We start from the raw sequence: 14868 nt of genomic DNA, 5'->3' as shown, positions 1-14868 counted from the left end.
ACTTACTGGCCTTGCCCCAATTGCAGTACGCGTCTAAATATTCGTTTGGTTGTGTCCGCTAATTGCACGTTGGTCTCATAAGCTTTTGACGCCGACATCATGTCTGCCATTTCTTCTACGACATTGACGTTAGACTTGTAAATGTAACCATTCTGATCCGCCATTGGATGCCCAGGACTGTACTCAATTTGTAAAGGTTTTTGGCTTTCAACCACACCTAATACTTGTACACCAGAGCCTTGACTAAACTTGTCAGTGGCCTTTTGAAGTTCTGCAGCAAATACTGGATGACGTGCTTTGTAGGTATCTTCGTAATTGCTACTAACACTATTGGCATTAGCAATATTACTCGCCGTGGTATTAAGTCTGACGCTTTGCGCCTCCATACCAGTGCTTGCGATATCCATAACTCTAAATAAACTCATTGCCCTTGCCCTCCAGATATTGCCTTCTTCATGCCTTTAATCTTGCCGGTTAGAAACTGAATGCTCGCTTGGTAGCGCATGCCATTTTCTAAAAACTCATTCCGCTCGGCTTGTACTTCAACAGTGTTACCGTCTCCAGTGTCAGGCTGTGAGGGGATTCGAAATTCTATTTGTGCCTGACTTTGCATTTTGCCTTCGAAATGTTTGTCGTGAGTGCGAGACATGCTTTGCTGGCGGTCGTGTTGTGCGGATTGCATGGCTTTTTGAAAGTCGACACCTCTGGCTTTATAGCCTGGGGTATTCGCATTGGCCAAATTACCAGCGATGACCTCCATCGAGTCATTTCTCACTGTGAGAGCCTTATGATGTACACCGACTAATTTATCTAAACTAATTGCCATTGTTGTCTCTTCGCAAAACGCTTGGTTACGAAAAAGATAGCAAGCTATGTGCCAAATGGTTGTGAGGCAGTAAAGGGAATGTCTATAAAGAGTTATTAACTGTTTGTTTTATCGAGCTTTTTTAGAGTAAAAAATGCCCGGATTGTTGCGTACTAACGTAAACAAATGGGTCAATTCGCCAATCGATTCTGATGCCCCAAGAAACAAAGCTCCGTCATCTTGCAGGCAAGCGGCAATTTGTTGCAGTATTTTGCGTTTGTTGGTCACCGAAAAATAAATCAGCACATTGCGGCAAAAAACCACATCAAATTTTCCTAACGATGAATAGCTGTCCAGCAGGTTTTGGGTTTTAAACGAAACCATGGACGTAATCTCAGGGAGCAGCTGCATATGGTTGCCCTCTACAGAACGAAAGAATCGATTTTTCCGTTCCTCTGGCAAACCGCGGCCAATAGACAAATGATCGTAACTTCCGCGCTTAGCACGCGCCAACATATCAGTCGAAATATCAGTCGCCACGATTTCAACACCCGCGGGAAATGCCCGAGGGTGTTTTTGCTTGTATTCATGAACGAGCATGGCGATAGAATACGGTTCCTGCCCTGAAGAGCAAGCCGCGCTCCAGATCCGCACTTTTCGACGACTAGAGGATAAGGAATTAAAAAGCGTGTTGGTCAAAATATCGAAGGGATATTTGTCTCGAAACCATAATGTTTCGTTGGTCGTCATTGCATCAACGACTTTTTCACGCAGTTTTGCTTGATTGCCTGATTGTATCAGTTGCAAGCAGGTAGATAAGTCGGCGATTTTTTCCTCTCGTATCAGAGGCATCAGCCGACTCTTTACCAAATAACTTTTGTTTTCACTCAAAACAATGCCGCATTGTCGCTCTAAAAACTGCGAAAACTGGATAAACTCTTGTTGTGATAATTCGTTACTGTTCACAGACTAAGGTCCAACGACTAAATGCATTTATTTTCCGAACCATTTTTGCACAGCCGTCGCAAGCTCATCGGGGTGGAATTTTGCAATAAAGTCATCCGCTCCCACTTTTTTCACCATGGCCTGGTTGAACACCCCACTTAACGAGGTGTGTAGGACAACCTTGAGATTTTGCAACTCAGGGGTATTTTTAATTTCTGCGGTCAGCGTATAACCATCCATTTCCGGCATTTCGATATCGGAAACCAAGACCCCCACTTTATCAGTGACATCGCCCGTCTCTGCAGCAATTTCCTTGAGTCTTTCTAATGCTTCGAGTCCATTTTTTGCGACTTCTATTTTTAGTCCTAAAGCAGTAAGGGCTTTCTTGACCTGATTTCGAGCAACCGATGAATCGTCAGCGATGAAAATAATTTTATCCTGCTCTGCATTTTGAGCCATATTTAAGTCAGCGGCTAGCTCATCGCTTACTTCCGCATTTAACGGAGATATTTCATTGAGGATCTTTTCAACATCAAGGATTTCAATTAATTCGTTTTCAACTTCAGTCACTGCCGTTAAATAACTGGCTTTACCCGTACCTTTGGGTGGCGGCATGATGGCATCCCAGTTGGTATTGATTATACGCTCAACTGAACCAACCAAAAATCCTTGAACCGAGCGGTTATACTCGGCAATGATAATAAAGGCATTACTCACGTCTTCTATTTTTCGACCGCCGGTTGCCATGCTTAAATCGATTACTGAGATGGTTTGACCGCGGATGTGCGCAACCCCTCGAACTAAAGCATTCTGTTTGGGAATGGACGTTAGAGGTGGACATTGAAGAACTTCGCGCACTTTGAACACGTTAATACCAAAGCGCTGTCTACCAATTAATTTAAACAGCAAAAGTTCTAATCGGTTTTGACCAACCAGTTGCGTTCTTTGATTTACAGAGTCAAGAATTCCTGACATAGACCACCCCAAAAATAAAGTAGGCACAATTGTTGCGTCGTACCAATTAATAATACCAATAAATGCATAAAATGCCGATTATCACTGAGATAACGACTGAAAATTGACGCTTTTATTGGTAAATACAGTCAATTCATAAGCATAGACAAAATGGCGGCAACTGAACATGAAAAAATTACGAATTCGAACAATCAAATACGTATTGCTCGCATTTGGTCTGGCCACCACTGCACCTTTAACGGCTTCAGAACAAATTAATTTAGCCCATCAACAACTTCTTGAATCTGCGAAAAACTATGTGTTTCAAGCGCTAACTCAAGGTGCTGTTAACCAAGATACTAGCCTGTCCGTTGAAGCAACGCCACTGGATACTCGAATCGTTATTCCTGAGTGCCAAAGCGACTACGTTTTCAGTGCCAGTGATGAAACCTTGCGTCAGAGTAATATAACCGTGCGAGCAGAATGCCCTGATAATGATTGGTATTTATATTTGATGGTAAAAGCCGTTCGTATCCAACCGGTAGTCGTGCTCACCCGAGCAATGAGTCCGGGAGCTGTGCTAAATGAAAATAGTGTAAAATTGGTAATGATGGACAAAAACTTGATCCGCACCAGCACGTTTTCTGATGTGAATACGGTTTTAGGAGCGAGATTAAAAAAGCGCAGTCGCCCAGGGCAACCCATAGTGCCTGGTCAACTGTGTTTCGTATGTAAAGGTGACAGCATTGTGATCATAGCCAGCGGCGGCGGGGTGAACATAAAAGCATCCGGGATCGCCCAACAAGACGGTAATCTTGGCGACACTATTGCGGTTAAAAACAGTCGTTCACAAAAATTAGTGCATGCGCAAGTAGTTGATACTAGACAAGTAGAGGTGCAGATCTAAGTGAATTAGCGTACACTATAGGAACCTTGTGGGTGCTAGCCTTGTTTCCGATATACACTTTTTTGTAAATTAGCACTAAAGATCCTCAATCAGAGGCCGATACACAATGTGAGGTAATTTAGGTATTCGAGGTCATTATGACAGTTAACAATGTAAACAACGGCAATCAAAAGCCGCAGTTAGAGAACCAGAGGCTTAATCAACAACAAGCCCAAAATCAAACTGCTGCCCAGTCAACGGCGAAACAAGCGCAAGCGGCTGCGGCACCAAGACAAGATTCTGTATCCTTGACACAATCTGCACAGCAGTTGAGTCAGGTGCAAAAGAAGTCGACTGATGCACCTGTAAATCAGGAAAAAGTCGACAAACTCAAAAAAGCCATCCAAAATGGTGAGTATCGTGTTAACCCAGATGTGTTAGCACAAAAAATTAGCACTCTTGAAGCACAAATATTTGGCATTAAAGACTAATACTTTTCACTTTGATGCCAAATCGTTTAGCTTCACATAACTAAAGCAAAGCTAAATGAAAAACTTAATACCTCACCTCGAAAAACAAAAACAACACCTTGACACCCTGACGGGGTTGCTTGAGTCCGAACTGCATCTTATTAGTACGCGAGACGCTGAAACGCTAACGACAGTTATCAATGAAAAAAGTGAGCTGTTAGAGAGCATTGCGCAACTTGATAAGACCATTGAGCATGAATATCACAAGTTGCAAAACCCACTCGATAATGAAGAAGTGAAGTCGCTGTTTGATGATATAGAACACGCCTTAGCGCAGTGTAAGTTTCGAACAGAGATCAATCAAAAGGCGGTTGAACAAGGGCAATTGCGACTTGAGCATCTACGCAGTTTATTGCTTGAGTCTCGCGCAAAAGAAACCTTAACCTATGACAAAAGCGGCAAACCCAGAGGCGGAATGTCAGGCAAGGGTGTGAGTGCATAGATGCATTACTCGTCGGCATATTAAGCAAGTACTATTGACTGTTGAATCCTGTCACGTCGTAAACTGATAAGGGGATAGTCAGCCTCTGAGGCAATCCCTGCCCCGCTAGGGTTATTCGCTAACGCTTTTATTGCGCATCTATTTCAAATAGATAATTCACCAGCACTGCAAAGGCGGGACGCCCTGGATGGATCCAATCAAAATGATTTGCACTTTGCTCGATTGCATACGGCAAACCCGATCCGCTCGCTTGGCTAAGCTTCACAATCGCATCTTTACTTCCTGCAAACAAAAACCCTGCATTACCAATATTGACCAGCTGTGGCGAAGCACTCTCATAGCGTTCAGGTACTGAGCTTGGTGTGCCCCCCATAAAACTGCGAGTCAAACCATTACAGCTGCCGTTGTCATTTGCGTAACTAACGATATCAGTGATTGCGGCTAAACCAACGACAGTGTATCCATCTTGCTGCTGTGATCTTGCTAACAAGGCCAAATGCCCGCCAGCGGAATGTCCAAGTACAACAAGCTTCCGCGAGGAATAGTACTCAGCTGAAGTATCAATAATGGTTTGAATTGCGCTATTGACGTCTTCAAAGGTACCAGGCCAACCACCACCTTGATCACCGGTCGCTCGGTATTCTATCGACCAGACCGGAAAGCCGTTAAGTGCCAAAGCTGTGGCAATGGGATAACTCTGTTCTACCCGAAAACTATTAGACCAACATCCACCATGAACGAATATGAGAGCAGGTAAGTGTTCCCTGCCCAGCACATTCTGTGGTGGCCAGTACTGCATAGATTGCAAATTAGAGGTGCCATACAAAAGTTGAGCAGTCGATGGTTGATAAGCTAAAGAAGTGATATCGGCAAACGAAGCAGGCTTATTTACAGCAGGGTAAAAATCATTGTGCAGGGTTACAAGGGCATCTGGAGCGGCGTTACTCGGTGGTGAGTCTCGGGTAGATTCACCAGAGCAACTGGTTAGATAAGCGCACACAACTAGCACAAATAGATGTTTCAACTTGGCCTACTTTTAGGTGGATTTCAAGTGACTAATCTATTTACGCAAATGATCCGCTTTTAGATGTATTTAGGTCAAATTCATTGATGGAACAACAATAGATAACTATGCAAGACGTTACCGTGAAGCGCTTTAATAATACCGTATTTTTTTCAATTTTTTCGGCTTTGCTGTACTAAGGTAAATGTCGTGTACCAAGGCAAAGTCCAATTCCAACTCAGTGGCGTAGGAGTCTTCCCCCACCGGATAGCTTTTGACCACACGTGCGCCTCGGATCACCCCCTGAACGGTTGCTTTAAGTTGCGTATCTGTAAGTACTAAGTTTGCCAGCGATTGGCCACCGTCAATTTTCTGTCCATACACCTGTTCGGTCAGTTCACGATAAGCATCTAGTTTAGACGCCTTAAGTGCATTTAACACTTTGGCAGAGCGAGTTTCCCCTTGCTGGGCGTCAATGGGCGCATAGCCAACGGATCGGATTGTGGGGTAGCTTTCAGGCTCAATGGTTTCCCACTCTAGCTGTTTTGAGATCATGTTTTGGCAGGCACTGAGCATCAGTAACGCGCTAAGTATTACAAGCAATTGAATGGCTTTCATATTCAGGTCTCAATGTTATTAAATTCATAATGCGTTCGAGTCGTTGAGTAAATAACTGCAAATATCATTCCTTTCTATATTGAAAAGAACAAATTGTTTATTGAGGCGTCACCGAAGGTTAGATAATCACGGATGAAATAACATTACTCACTTTAGGTACAGAAGATGCATAGTACTTAGTTAGTATTTGGATTCTGACCATACAATCTGGCACAAAGGTAGCTAGGTTGTAAGTCAGCACCATCATTTGCCACACGGATACAACTATTGATGAACAGATTAAGCCCGATAATCAAAGCGAAATTAGCCTTTGGCGTCGTTATTACCCTGACAATGTTTTGGTATTCACCGGCAAATGCTGCTTGGTTTGAATCTACCGGTCAAGCGGCAATTCATGACGGCAATATTGAGCTGGCCCGGCAAAATGCGACCCAAGAGGCAATTAAACAGGCACTACTCTTTGCCGGAGCCTCAGTCAAAAGCGTACAAAAAATGGCCAACGGTGTGTTGCAGGATGATGACCTGATCATTCGTGCCACTGGCGAGGTGAATACCATCGAATTGATCGCTGAGCAGCACATGGACGGGATTGTCAGTGTTTCTATACGCGCCGATATTTTTGCTCAGCAGCAGCAATGTAACGCCACTGATTATGCCAAAAACTTGGTGACGACCTGGCATCCGCTGCGCAACAAACAACAAGCAGCCACTGGCGGACTCTATAAGTTAGGTCACACAATACCAGAGGTGTTGCAGCGCAGCTTCCAAAGTCATGCTCAACACACCGCGTTATCGAAAATCATGCCCTTTGAATATACCGATTCGGATCTAACGTCATATTCAGAAGTAACTATGCTGGCCAAGCAATCCGGAACTCAATATGTGTTGCTTGGTGAGATCAGTGATATCAGCGTATCTGAAATACCACCAGCCGCATGGCAATTGTGGGACAAGGGCACTACGGTTAGGCAGTTTGGCTATAAGGTGTCTGTTTACGATGGGTTTACTGGTGCACAGCTATGGCAAAAGCAATATGCCATTAATGCGCCTTGGGGATTCGATACCCATAGTATAGTGGATGTCAGCTCCCACCAACTGTGGAGCAGTGAGTACGGTAAAAGCATCCGCAAAGTCATGTTTGACGTAGTCAGCGACGTTGATGAGTCGCTTGGATGTTTGCCCTCATATGGCCGTATTCTACAAGTCCAAAATGAGCAGCTGATGGTCAATATTGGTAGCAATCATGGGGTCAAAAGTGGTGATGAACTGCGCTTGTTCCAAATAAGTCAGATGCAAGATCCTCGCGGCAAATTGCATGCAAAGTTCAATCTACACCCTACTCGCGTAAAGATCCAAACCGTCTATCCAGATTCAGCGGTTGCGGTATCGGTGGACGGCAGTTATCTGGCGAATATTCAGGCAAATGACTTCGTTTCCCTAAACTGACTCTTTTAAAGTGCTGCTGCCTGAGTAATAATCCAAGGCGCACTCAATAGCGTGTCCCTGTAGCTCAGCTGGATAGAGCAAGCGCCTCCTAAGCGCTAGGTCGGATGTTCAAATCATCTCAGGGACGCCACTCCCCTTTAGGCTGCCATGTGACTCTGGGGTACTACCTTGCCTAACCTTGGTGACAGAATAATTTCTGCACATTAAACAATTGTCGGATCTTCAGGCAAAATCAAGCTAATGACTTTCCAATCCGCTTTAGGAGACACTTTGGTATTGGTGGTAAATAGATGCATTTTGTTATTGCTATCAAGGGCGCACAGTGGCAGCAAGTTACCACTATACTGCTGTAGATAATCTTGCATCGTAAAGTTGCTAGATAATCCCGTGGTCTTAATTTTAGCGCCTTTAGCTACCCAGCTTGCCAGCTTGCCATAGGTAATACCTTCATCAAACAAGCCTAACTTTTTCGCATAGGATTCTGATACCTGATGACTTGGGCGCTGTTGCTGTTCGTTATTGCTCAACCCAAATACGGTTCCTTTGCCCATCAAATCTTCAAAGTGAAAGGTAACCATGGGATTTAACTGACGGTACGGCGACATCACTAACACAGTACCATATTCAGCTAATGCCAGAGAGCGTGACGCATGCTCAGACATAGGGTTACCAAAGTAAGTGGGAATATTTTCCATGCGCGCTGCGCGGATTGCATCCCAGTTAGTATCGGTGATGCACACATTGATTTTGTTTTCGGACAGCTCTTTGGCAAACATTCGGCAAAATGCACTGCCGCCAAATATCAAAAAGCCGTTAGGCGCTGGCGCTCTGATCCCCAGCCAAGAAGCCACTTTGACCGACGTTAAACTTTGAAACACAACAGTCGCTATAATCACCAGGAATACCAGAGGTACCAACAACTCAATTTGCTCATAATTGAGCACTTCCAACTTGAGGGAGAACAGTGCAGAAACCGCTGCGGCAACTATACCTCGAGGAGCAATCCAGCTTAATAGCGCGATCTCTTTCATATTCAAACCCGTGCCAATGGATGACACCAAGACTGACAGCGGACGAGCGACAAACATAATAGCCAGAAGCACAAAAACAGCGCCCCAACCAACATTGTAGATAGAATCCATATTGATACGCGAAGCGAGTAATATGAATAACCCAGATATAAGTAATACACTTAACGTTTCTTTGAACTCTAGAATATCTTCAACATCGACGTCGCGCATATTGGCTAACCAAATACCCATGATGGTCACGGTTAATAGGCCAGATTCATGGGCGATGAAATTCGAACCAGCAAAAGCAGCCAACATAAGGGTTAACACTGCGGTATTGCGCAGATAGTGTGGAATAACATTGCGCTTTAGTGCTAAGCCCATCAGCCAGCCCATTGCGGCTCCCACACTCAAACCTACGCCTACGGTTAGACCAAATGCATAGAGTGTTTGACTGATAGCGTCTTGGGTAGAAACAATATATTCGAACACTAACACCGCTAACAAGGCACCGATTGGATCGATAATGATCCCCTCCCAGCGCAGAATATTAGCAATCTTAGAGCTAGGCCTTACCGTACGCAACATAGGCACAATCACGGTTGGGCCTGTCACCGTTACGATGGCACCAAATAGAAATGACATCTCCCACGACATTTCCAAAACATGATTCGCAGCGATAGCCGCTACTAGCCCGGTGACCAAGGTACCGACAGTGCACAAGTTTCTGACCATAGAGCCATGGCCACGCAGGTCTTCGAAGCGTAATGTCAACGCTCCCTCAAACAAAATGATCGCAACCGATAACGATACAACTGGGAATAATAAATCACCAAACATGATGTCGGGATCGATAACACCTGTCACAGGTCCTGCAAATATCCCCGCTATCAACAATGGCAAAATAGCGGGTAACTTTATTTTATAGGCGATGTATTGGCAAAAAATGGATAACAAACCAACGAGTACTAATCCAGCTGTTAGGTCTATCAATGTAAATCCTTAAATATTAATTCAAAAGTCAGGCATCATGGGGTTGCCTTCGAGATGAGCTTTGGCTAAACGCAGCAAATAAATAGTATGTGGTTTTCCACCCAAAGCTGCAATGCATTTGCTCGATTATCAATGTTCTATATCCAAGCTTAGACAAGAACAAAGTGACGGCAATTTATGATCTAATTTAAGCCGTGTAAAGTTACTACTGTGTTCTTCAATAATAAGTTCTAAAGCAATGATAACAATTTGATAAAACCAAGCAAGGTAAGCCCATTTCAGAGGACTAAAATAACTGTCTGAGAGGTCGGTAATAACATTAATTAACGCCATGACTGAGGCAAATAACAAGACCCAATTAAGTCATTCTAAACTCCGTATTTCAGATTGCGTTTTTAGTAGATTTAATGATCATTATCTTCATTAGAATCATTGCTGCCAACACCAGTATTGACGATACACCAAGAATCGGTCCCAATATAGACTCTGAAACAGCACCCGCATAGAGAAAGTAGAGGCAAACCAACACGAAAAAAGTGCCAACTTGATGGACATAAAATTGCACGTTGGCTAATGCTTTGGAAACGCTTGGAAGCCACAGCTTATGGCATACGCCATAAATAAAGGAGACGACAAAGCCAATCAACATTATATGTGCATGGGTGACCAACTGACTGTGATTTTTAGTTGAGGCCATATAAATACCCAACAATAAACCTACTATTGCATATCCTAATCCGGTAATTACAAACTTTCTATCCATGGTTCTTCCTTTTCGGTTCCCGTAAATTAATAATAAACAAAAGAATTTCAAGAAAGAGTCTAGGATATATTTTGAACGATAACCAGTGAGCTGCATTGAGCATCGCATTAGTCCGTCAAGACAAACGTGTTTAGCAGATGTTCTAGCAACTAGGACAAAAACACTTTAAAGACCAGCTTCTTGCTGCTCTATCCACATTAAACCTGATCTACATCAAACTCATCGCTACTCGAACTCCTTTTCGTGTTAATTAGTTCTACACTTGTGAAATCGATTCATCTTTGCAGCGTTGTGCAGATTAAGAAGGTAAGTGAACTCAACACTATGGATAAAAGTAATTATCAACAACCGCCAAACAGCAATGATCGTCAGCCGTCTTGCGGTCACGAAGAAGAACACAAATCAGCAGCAGTACCTCTCGTTAATGATCCTGAATCCATCGCCAAATCCTTTCGCTCAAGCGAGTACCCGTATAAAACCAAGATTGCAAAAGAGGCTTATGACGCACGCAAAAAAGAACTTCAGGTAGAATTGTTAAAACTACAACGTTGGGTGAAAGACACTGGACAGAAAATTGTGGTTATATTTGAAGGTAGAGATGCAGCGGGCAAAGGAGGCACAATCAAGCGCTTTATGGAACACCTTAACCCTCGCGGTGCAAGAGTTGTTGCTCTGGAAAAGCCCTCAGATACCGAACGTGGGCAATGGTATTTTCAGCGCTACATACAGCATCTACCTACCAATGGTGAAATAGTTCTATTTGACCGCTCTTGGTACAACCGTGCTGGGGTTGAACGTGTGATGGGGTTTTGTGAACCGAATGACTACCTTGAATTCATGCGTCAAACTCCTGATCTAGAGAGAATGTTGGTTCGCAGTGGAATAAAGCTATTTAAATATTGGTTTTCGGTAACGTCAGAGGAGCAGCAAGCTCGCTTCAAAAAACGTGAAAGCGATCCTTTGAAACAATGGAAACTCAGCCCGATCGACCGACAAGCTGTTGAAAAATGGGATGACTATACCGAAGCAAAAGAGGCGATGTTTTTTTATACCGACACTGCAGATGCACCTTGGATAGTGGTTAAGTCAGATGACAAAAAACGTGCTCGTCTTAACTGCATGAGACACTTCCTTGCCAGTTTACCTTACGACAATAAAAACACGCATTTAATCAAAGGCGCTGACCCACTCATTGTTGGGCCAGCTTCAACAATCATCAAAGAAGACACTCATATCCTTGGCAAAAGTTTACATCCGCAACAAAAAAAGCGGGAATAATATCCCGCTCTTATTTGTCGTTGTGTTTTACAATAATTGCTTTATTCGACAAAGCCTTGGTTAGCTTTGACCGTCAATGGATGGTAACCGGGTTTAGCTTGTTCAAAGGCGCGTTTTGCAAATGCCTTACCCTCTGCTGTTTTCGATAATTCGCGATACAAAGGTTTGACCAACTTATTGCGACCGATACTGGTGAGATAGTCGTAAAGGCGGTCGTATGCCGGTTTATATTCATTTTTCACCGCAATCATCAACCAGCTATGAGCTATTTCGTTGTTTTTACTTTGCGTTAGCCCAAAAGCGTCATCCAACTCAGCGATTTGTGTTTGATCTAAGGACTCTGGCATATTGTTCAAAAAGTACAGCCATTGGTGCACTGTCCAATTCTGCGTGTCAATTGCGGCAGCTTGTTTATTACCCGCTAACCACGCTTGTCTGGCGTCATCCACTTTAGTGAATGCATCGGATTCTGGTACTGGCGCACCTTCTGGGATCCCCGGCTCGAAAATCCATTGTTGAATACGCTTTTTATCCAGTTTACTAGCATAGGTCTTGAGCAACGTATTATCTAGATAGGTAATAAATTGGTCAGTCGTAATGCTTTTAAATGCAAAATGTTCGAAATAATTTAATAGGAACTGGTCAAAGTTGTCGCGACCGATTTTGTGTTCAATTTCACGTAGGAATAACGCGCCCTTTTCGTAAGGGATATTAGAGAACACGTCATCTGGGTTGCGACCGCGTAAGTCAATGGCAAGGATCTGATCGTTTGGATCTAACGAAGCAATATCCGCTTGCAGATCTTGATAACCTAGCACCGCTTCCATGTTGTAGCGATCTTCCCCGTAAATCATTTCCATAATGCGATAGGTTAAATAGGTAGTGAATCCCTCATTTAGCCACAGGTCGCGCCATGTAGCATTGGTCACTGTGTTACCTGACCAACTGTGGGCTAATTCATGGGCAATCAATGCTACCAAGCTTTTATCTCCCGCTATCACCGTGGGTGTAATAAAAGATAACCGTGGGTTTTCCATACCACCAAAAGGAAATGACGGGGGCAAGATCAACAAATCATAGCGATCCCAACTATAAGGCCCATAAGTTTGCTCGGTGACTTCCAACATACTTTCGGTATCTTCGAATTCAGCCGCGGCGGCATCAAGTAACGATGGCTCTGAATAAATCCCCGTGCGCTTACCCATAGCTTTGAAATGCAAGTCACCCACGGCGAGTGCAATCAAATAAGATGGGATCGGTTGTGGCATGGTAAATTCGTAAACCCCATCACGCTCGGCATTCGGATCGTTGGCGGCACTCATCACGGCCATCAAGTCTTTTGGCGTTCGGATTGTGGCGTTATATGTCACCCTAACCTGTGGTGAATCTTGCAGTGGAATAAAACTCCGTGCATGCACAGCTTGGGCTTGAGTAAACAAAAATGGATGTTGTTTACCAGCAGTTTGCGCAGCGGTTAGCCATTGGGCACCAGACGCATCCGGTGAAGTGTGATATTCAATGGTGACTTGGTTAGCATTAGCCGGCAACTTAATACGCAGCGCCGAGCCTAAATTGGGATCGGCCTTATCCAGACTAAATTCGACAGCTTGCTTGCCATCAGTGACGCTAAGAATGGTTAACCCTCGGGTATCTAACACTAAGGTATCGGCTTGCTCGTCAATTCGCTTGGTGGTTAAGGTTGCAGTGCCAATCAATTGCTGTTTGTCAAAATCAGCCGTAAGATCCAAGTCGATATGTTCAACGATCACCTCATCTGGGTTTGCAAATGAATGGTAGTCTTTGCCTTTTTCAATTTGATCTTTTGGCGCTTTTACACTGTGCTCGTCTGAGGTGCTCTGTGGAGCTGGCGAACATGCCATTAGCAAAATAGCGGTAATCGATGCTAATAAAACTGTTTTCGTCATTTATTTTTCCTGAAGTCTGTCGACCATAATGAACTTTTTGTAATATTGTGACATAAAAATGCCATCGACCCAAAAGACCTACTTGGGTTTTGAGGTTACCGATAATAACTAACCTGAGCATAGGATTATACAAGTCGGCTATATTTAAATAGTTAATCTGAACTGAGGTTAAGATGTATCGAGCAATTAACGCGCAACATTGAAATTTTAATGGGTCGCAAAGCATGCTTTGATGTGTAATAGCCTAAGGTTGCTAAAAAACACAAGGTCGATAGGCGCAAAACTAGGGTGTGAACAGGCCCAATCTATCCCAATTTCAGGTGAAACACGAAGCAGAGGAAAGAATACAATGTCAAACCAACGCGATCCTAATGACGTTTCTTTTATGGATGCCATGCAAGACGTAAAACCATTGCCTCAAAACGACCGCGTTGTCAGCTTCAAACCTGAACATACGCTGGCACAAAAACTGAAACGACAAGCGTTGGAGCAGCATCATCAACGCATACAGAATTATTTGAAAGTAGATTACGTAGACCCTGTAGATCCCTTTGATCACCTCAGTTACAAGCAATCGGGGATTCAACAAGGCGTATTTAAAAATCTTCGGTTAGGAAAGTATCCGATTGAGAATGTCATTGAGCTACAAAAACTAAATTTTGAGCGCGCTCGGCAGCGTGTATTTGATGGCATACTTGCCGCCCATCAACGCAATCATCGAACGGTATTGATCAAACACGGCATTGGCAGAGACAGTAAACCTTTTCCTGCATTTATGAAGAGCTATGTTAATCAGTGGTTGCAGCAAATGCCTGAAGTCTTGGCGTTTTACAGTGCACAGCCTCAGCATGGTGGAAGTGGCGCGGTTTATGCGCTAATAAAGAAAAGCGAAAACGAAAAAGTGGCGAATCGAGAACGCCATGCAAAACGATAATTTAGCGGGTAAAAGTGTGAGTTATTTAGCTTGAGTAATGCTAATAGGCGATTGCAATTCTGCTGATTTCGCGGAAGAGCTCATTACTGCTGTAATCACTAATACTAAGACGGTGATAAACACACCTGTCAGACCAAACCCTTTTGAAGAACGATTCATTTACTTATCTCTTTTGTTATTATTATTTTATTCGGTTTTTAACCGCAGTTCATTTACTTGTCGAATTTCAGACAGATTAATGCTGGCACTTTTTTTAGTGCCGCAACAGTCTAAACCTGAATTTTACACTTGACAAGGGGTTTATATAATAAAATCAACGATCTACTTGATTATGCT

Annotated in this window: 16 protein-coding genes and 1 tRNA gene; 7 read left to right on the top strand and 10 right to left on the bottom strand. The window is 43.5% G+C overall.

The genetic code is table 11. From position 1 onward, the window contains the following. Positions 1–2: 2 nt before the first annotated feature. From flgC to ABD036_RS10940, 4 genes are all read right to left on the bottom strand, one after another. Positions 3–425, bottom strand: a complete 423-nt coding sequence (gene flgC / locus ABD036_RS10955; protein WP_343859796.1) for a flagellar basal body rod protein FlgC — start codon at positions 423–425, stop codon at positions 3–5. Continuing rightward, entirely contained in the window at positions 422–826 is a 405-nt protein-coding gene (gene flgB, locus ABD036_RS10950; protein WP_343859794.1) for a flagellar basal body rod protein FlgB, read from the bottom strand. Before flgB ends, flgC begins: the two co-directional genes overlap by 4 nt. A gap of 108 nt (positions 827–934) precedes the next feature. After that, positions 935–1771 (bottom strand): CheR family methyltransferase, encoded by an 837-nt coding sequence (locus ABD036_RS10945; protein WP_343859793.1) that lies wholly within the window; start codon positions 1769–1771, stop codon positions 935–937. A gap of 27 nt (positions 1772–1798) precedes the next feature. Beyond that, positions 1799–2725: a chemotaxis protein CheV gene (locus ABD036_RS10940; RefSeq protein WP_343859790.1), complete on the bottom strand. Its 927-nt coding sequence runs from the start codon at positions 2723–2725 to the stop codon at positions 1799–1801. Between the two features lie 166 nt (positions 2726–2891). Here ABD036_RS10940 and flgA point away from each other — a divergent pair, with 166 nt between their 5' ends. The 3 genes from flgA to flgN all read left to right on the top strand — a co-directional run bounded on the left by flgA (position 2892) and on the right by flgN (position 4562). After that, positions 2892–3611: a flagellar basal body P-ring formation chaperone FlgA gene (gene flgA, locus ABD036_RS10935; RefSeq protein WP_343859787.1), complete on the top strand. Its 720-nt coding sequence runs from the start codon at positions 2892–2894 to the stop codon at positions 3609–3611. A 137-nt stretch (positions 3612–3748) separates the two neighbouring features. Continuing rightward, complete coding sequence (gene flgM, locus ABD036_RS10930) at positions 3749–4081, top strand: flagellar biosynthesis anti-sigma factor FlgM (RefSeq protein ID WP_343859786.1); 333 nt, start codon at positions 3749–3751, stop codon at positions 4079–4081. Between the two features lie 55 nt (positions 4082–4136). After that, positions 4137–4562: a flagellar export chaperone FlgN gene (gene flgN, locus ABD036_RS10925; RefSeq protein WP_343859785.1), complete on the top strand. Its 426-nt coding sequence runs from the start codon at positions 4137–4139 to the stop codon at positions 4560–4562. Positions 4563–4689: 127 nt separating this feature from the next. Here the strand turns inward: flgN and ABD036_RS10920 are convergent, their stop codons facing one another. Then, the gene (locus ABD036_RS10920) at positions 4690–5586 is read right to left on the bottom strand and encodes an alpha/beta fold hydrolase (protein WP_343859784.1); all 897 of its coding nucleotides are present in this window, start codon (positions 5584–5586) and stop codon (positions 4690–4692) included. Positions 5587–5718: 132 nt separating this feature from the next. Then, positions 5719–6183, bottom strand: a complete 465-nt coding sequence (locus tag ABD036_RS10915) for an LPP20 family lipoprotein (protein ID WP_343859782.1) — start codon at positions 6181–6183, stop codon at positions 5719–5721. A 270-nt stretch (positions 6184–6453) separates the two neighbouring features. Here ABD036_RS10915 and ABD036_RS10910 point away from each other — a divergent pair, with 270 nt between their 5' ends. Together ABD036_RS10910 and ABD036_RS10905 are read left to right on the top strand one after the other, a co-directional pair. After that, positions 6454–7629 carry a flagellar assembly protein FlgT gene (locus tag ABD036_RS10910; protein ID WP_343859779.1) on the top strand — a complete coding sequence of 392 codons (1176 nt, stop codon included), beginning with the start codon at positions 6454–6456 and terminating at the stop codon, positions 7627–7629. Between the two features lie 53 nt (positions 7630–7682). After that, positions 7683–7759, top strand: a tRNA-Arg gene (locus ABD036_RS10905). Positions 7760–7832: 73 nt separating this feature from the next. On the opposite strand, the gene ABD036_RS10900 is transcribed toward ABD036_RS10905, so the two are convergent. Both ABD036_RS10900 and ABD036_RS10895 read right to left on the bottom strand, forming a co-directional pair. Then, on the bottom strand, positions 7833–9632 hold the full coding sequence (locus ABD036_RS10900) for a cation:proton antiporter (protein WP_343859777.1): 1800 nt from the start codon (positions 9630–9632) through the stop codon (positions 7833–7835). A 382-nt stretch (positions 9633–10014) separates the two neighbouring features. Further along, on the bottom strand, positions 10015–10395 hold the full coding sequence (locus ABD036_RS10895; protein ID WP_343859774.1) for a TonB-dependent receptor: 381 nt from the start codon (positions 10393–10395) through the stop codon (positions 10015–10017). A gap of 324 nt (positions 10396–10719) precedes the next feature. Between ABD036_RS10895 and ppk2 the strand changes: the two genes are divergently transcribed. Beyond that, positions 10720–11673, top strand: a complete 954-nt coding sequence (gene ppk2 / locus ABD036_RS10890) for a polyphosphate kinase 2 (RefSeq protein WP_343859771.1) — start codon at positions 10720–10722, stop codon at positions 11671–11673. Positions 11674–11714: 41 nt separating this feature from the next. Here the strand turns inward: ppk2 and ABD036_RS10885 are convergent, their stop codons facing one another. Beyond that, positions 11715–13598, bottom strand: a complete 1884-nt coding sequence (locus ABD036_RS10885; RefSeq protein ID WP_343859769.1) for a M1 family metallopeptidase — start codon at positions 13596–13598, stop codon at positions 11715–11717. Between the two features lie 349 nt (positions 13599–13947). Between ABD036_RS10885 and smrA the strand changes: the two genes are divergently transcribed. Next, the gene (gene smrA / locus ABD036_RS10880; RefSeq protein WP_343859768.1) at positions 13948–14532 is read left to right on the top strand and encodes a DNA endonuclease SmrA; all 585 of its coding nucleotides are present in this window, start codon (positions 13948–13950) and stop codon (positions 14530–14532) included. Positions 14533–14553: 21 nt separating this feature from the next. Here the strand turns inward: smrA and ABD036_RS10875 are convergent, their stop codons facing one another. Further along, positions 14554–14691 (bottom strand): hypothetical protein, encoded by a 138-nt coding sequence (locus ABD036_RS10875; protein WP_343859767.1) that lies wholly within the window; start codon positions 14689–14691, stop codon positions 14554–14556. Positions 14692–14868: the final 177 nt, after the last annotated feature.

This window comes from Aliiglaciecola litoralis, assembly GCF_039523355.1.
GTDB lineage: Bacteria > Pseudomonadota > Gammaproteobacteria > Enterobacterales > Alteromonadaceae > Aliiglaciecola > Aliiglaciecola litoralis.
This window is presented reverse-complemented; position numbering and strand designations above follow the sequence as displayed.

Bases quoted from the DNA above. Each gene is read 5' to 3' on its own strand.
- ABD036_RS10875 (WP_343859767.1), bottom strand. From the start codon at position 14,691: ATGAATCGTTCTTCAAAAGGGTTTGGTCTGACAGGTGTGTTTATCACC.
- ABD036_RS10885 (WP_343859769.1), bottom strand. From the start codon at position 13,598: ATGACGAAAACAGTTTTATTAGCATCGATTACCGCTATTTTGCTAATG.
- ABD036_RS10895 (WP_343859774.1), bottom strand. From the start codon at position 10,395: ATGGATAGAAAGTTTGTAATTACCGGATTAGGATATGCAATAGTAGGT.
- flgA (WP_343859787.1), top strand. From the start codon at position 2,892: ATGAAAAAATTACGAATTCGAACAATCAAATACGTATTGCTCGCATTT.
- flgC (WP_343859796.1), bottom strand. From the start codon at position 425: ATGAGTTTATTTAGAGTTATGGATATCGCAAGCACTGGTATGGAGGCG.
- ABD036_RS10915 (WP_343859782.1), bottom strand. From the start codon at position 6,183: ATGAAAGCCATTCAATTGCTTGTAATACTTAGCGCGTTACTGATGCTC.
- ppk2 (WP_343859771.1), top strand. From the start codon at position 10,720: ATGGATAAAAGTAATTATCAACAACCGCCAAACAGCAATGATCGTCAG.
- flgN (WP_343859785.1), top strand. From the start codon at position 4,137: ATGAAAAACTTAATACCTCACCTCGAAAAACAAAAACAACACCTTGAC.
- ABD036_RS10910 (WP_343859779.1), top strand. From the start codon at position 6,454: ATGAACAGATTAAGCCCGATAATCAAAGCGAAATTAGCCTTTGGCGTC.
- smrA (WP_343859768.1), top strand. From the start codon at position 13,948: ATGTCAAACCAACGCGATCCTAATGACGTTTCTTTTATGGATGCCATG.
- flgM (WP_343859786.1), top strand. From the start codon at position 3,749: ATGACAGTTAACAATGTAAACAACGGCAATCAAAAGCCGCAGTTAGAG.
- flgB (WP_343859794.1), bottom strand. From the start codon at position 826: ATGGCAATTAGTTTAGATAAATTAGTCGGTGTACATCATAAGGCTCTC.
- ABD036_RS10940 (WP_343859790.1), bottom strand. From the start codon at position 2,725: ATGTCAGGAATTCTTGACTCTGTAAATCAAAGAACGCAACTGGTTGGT.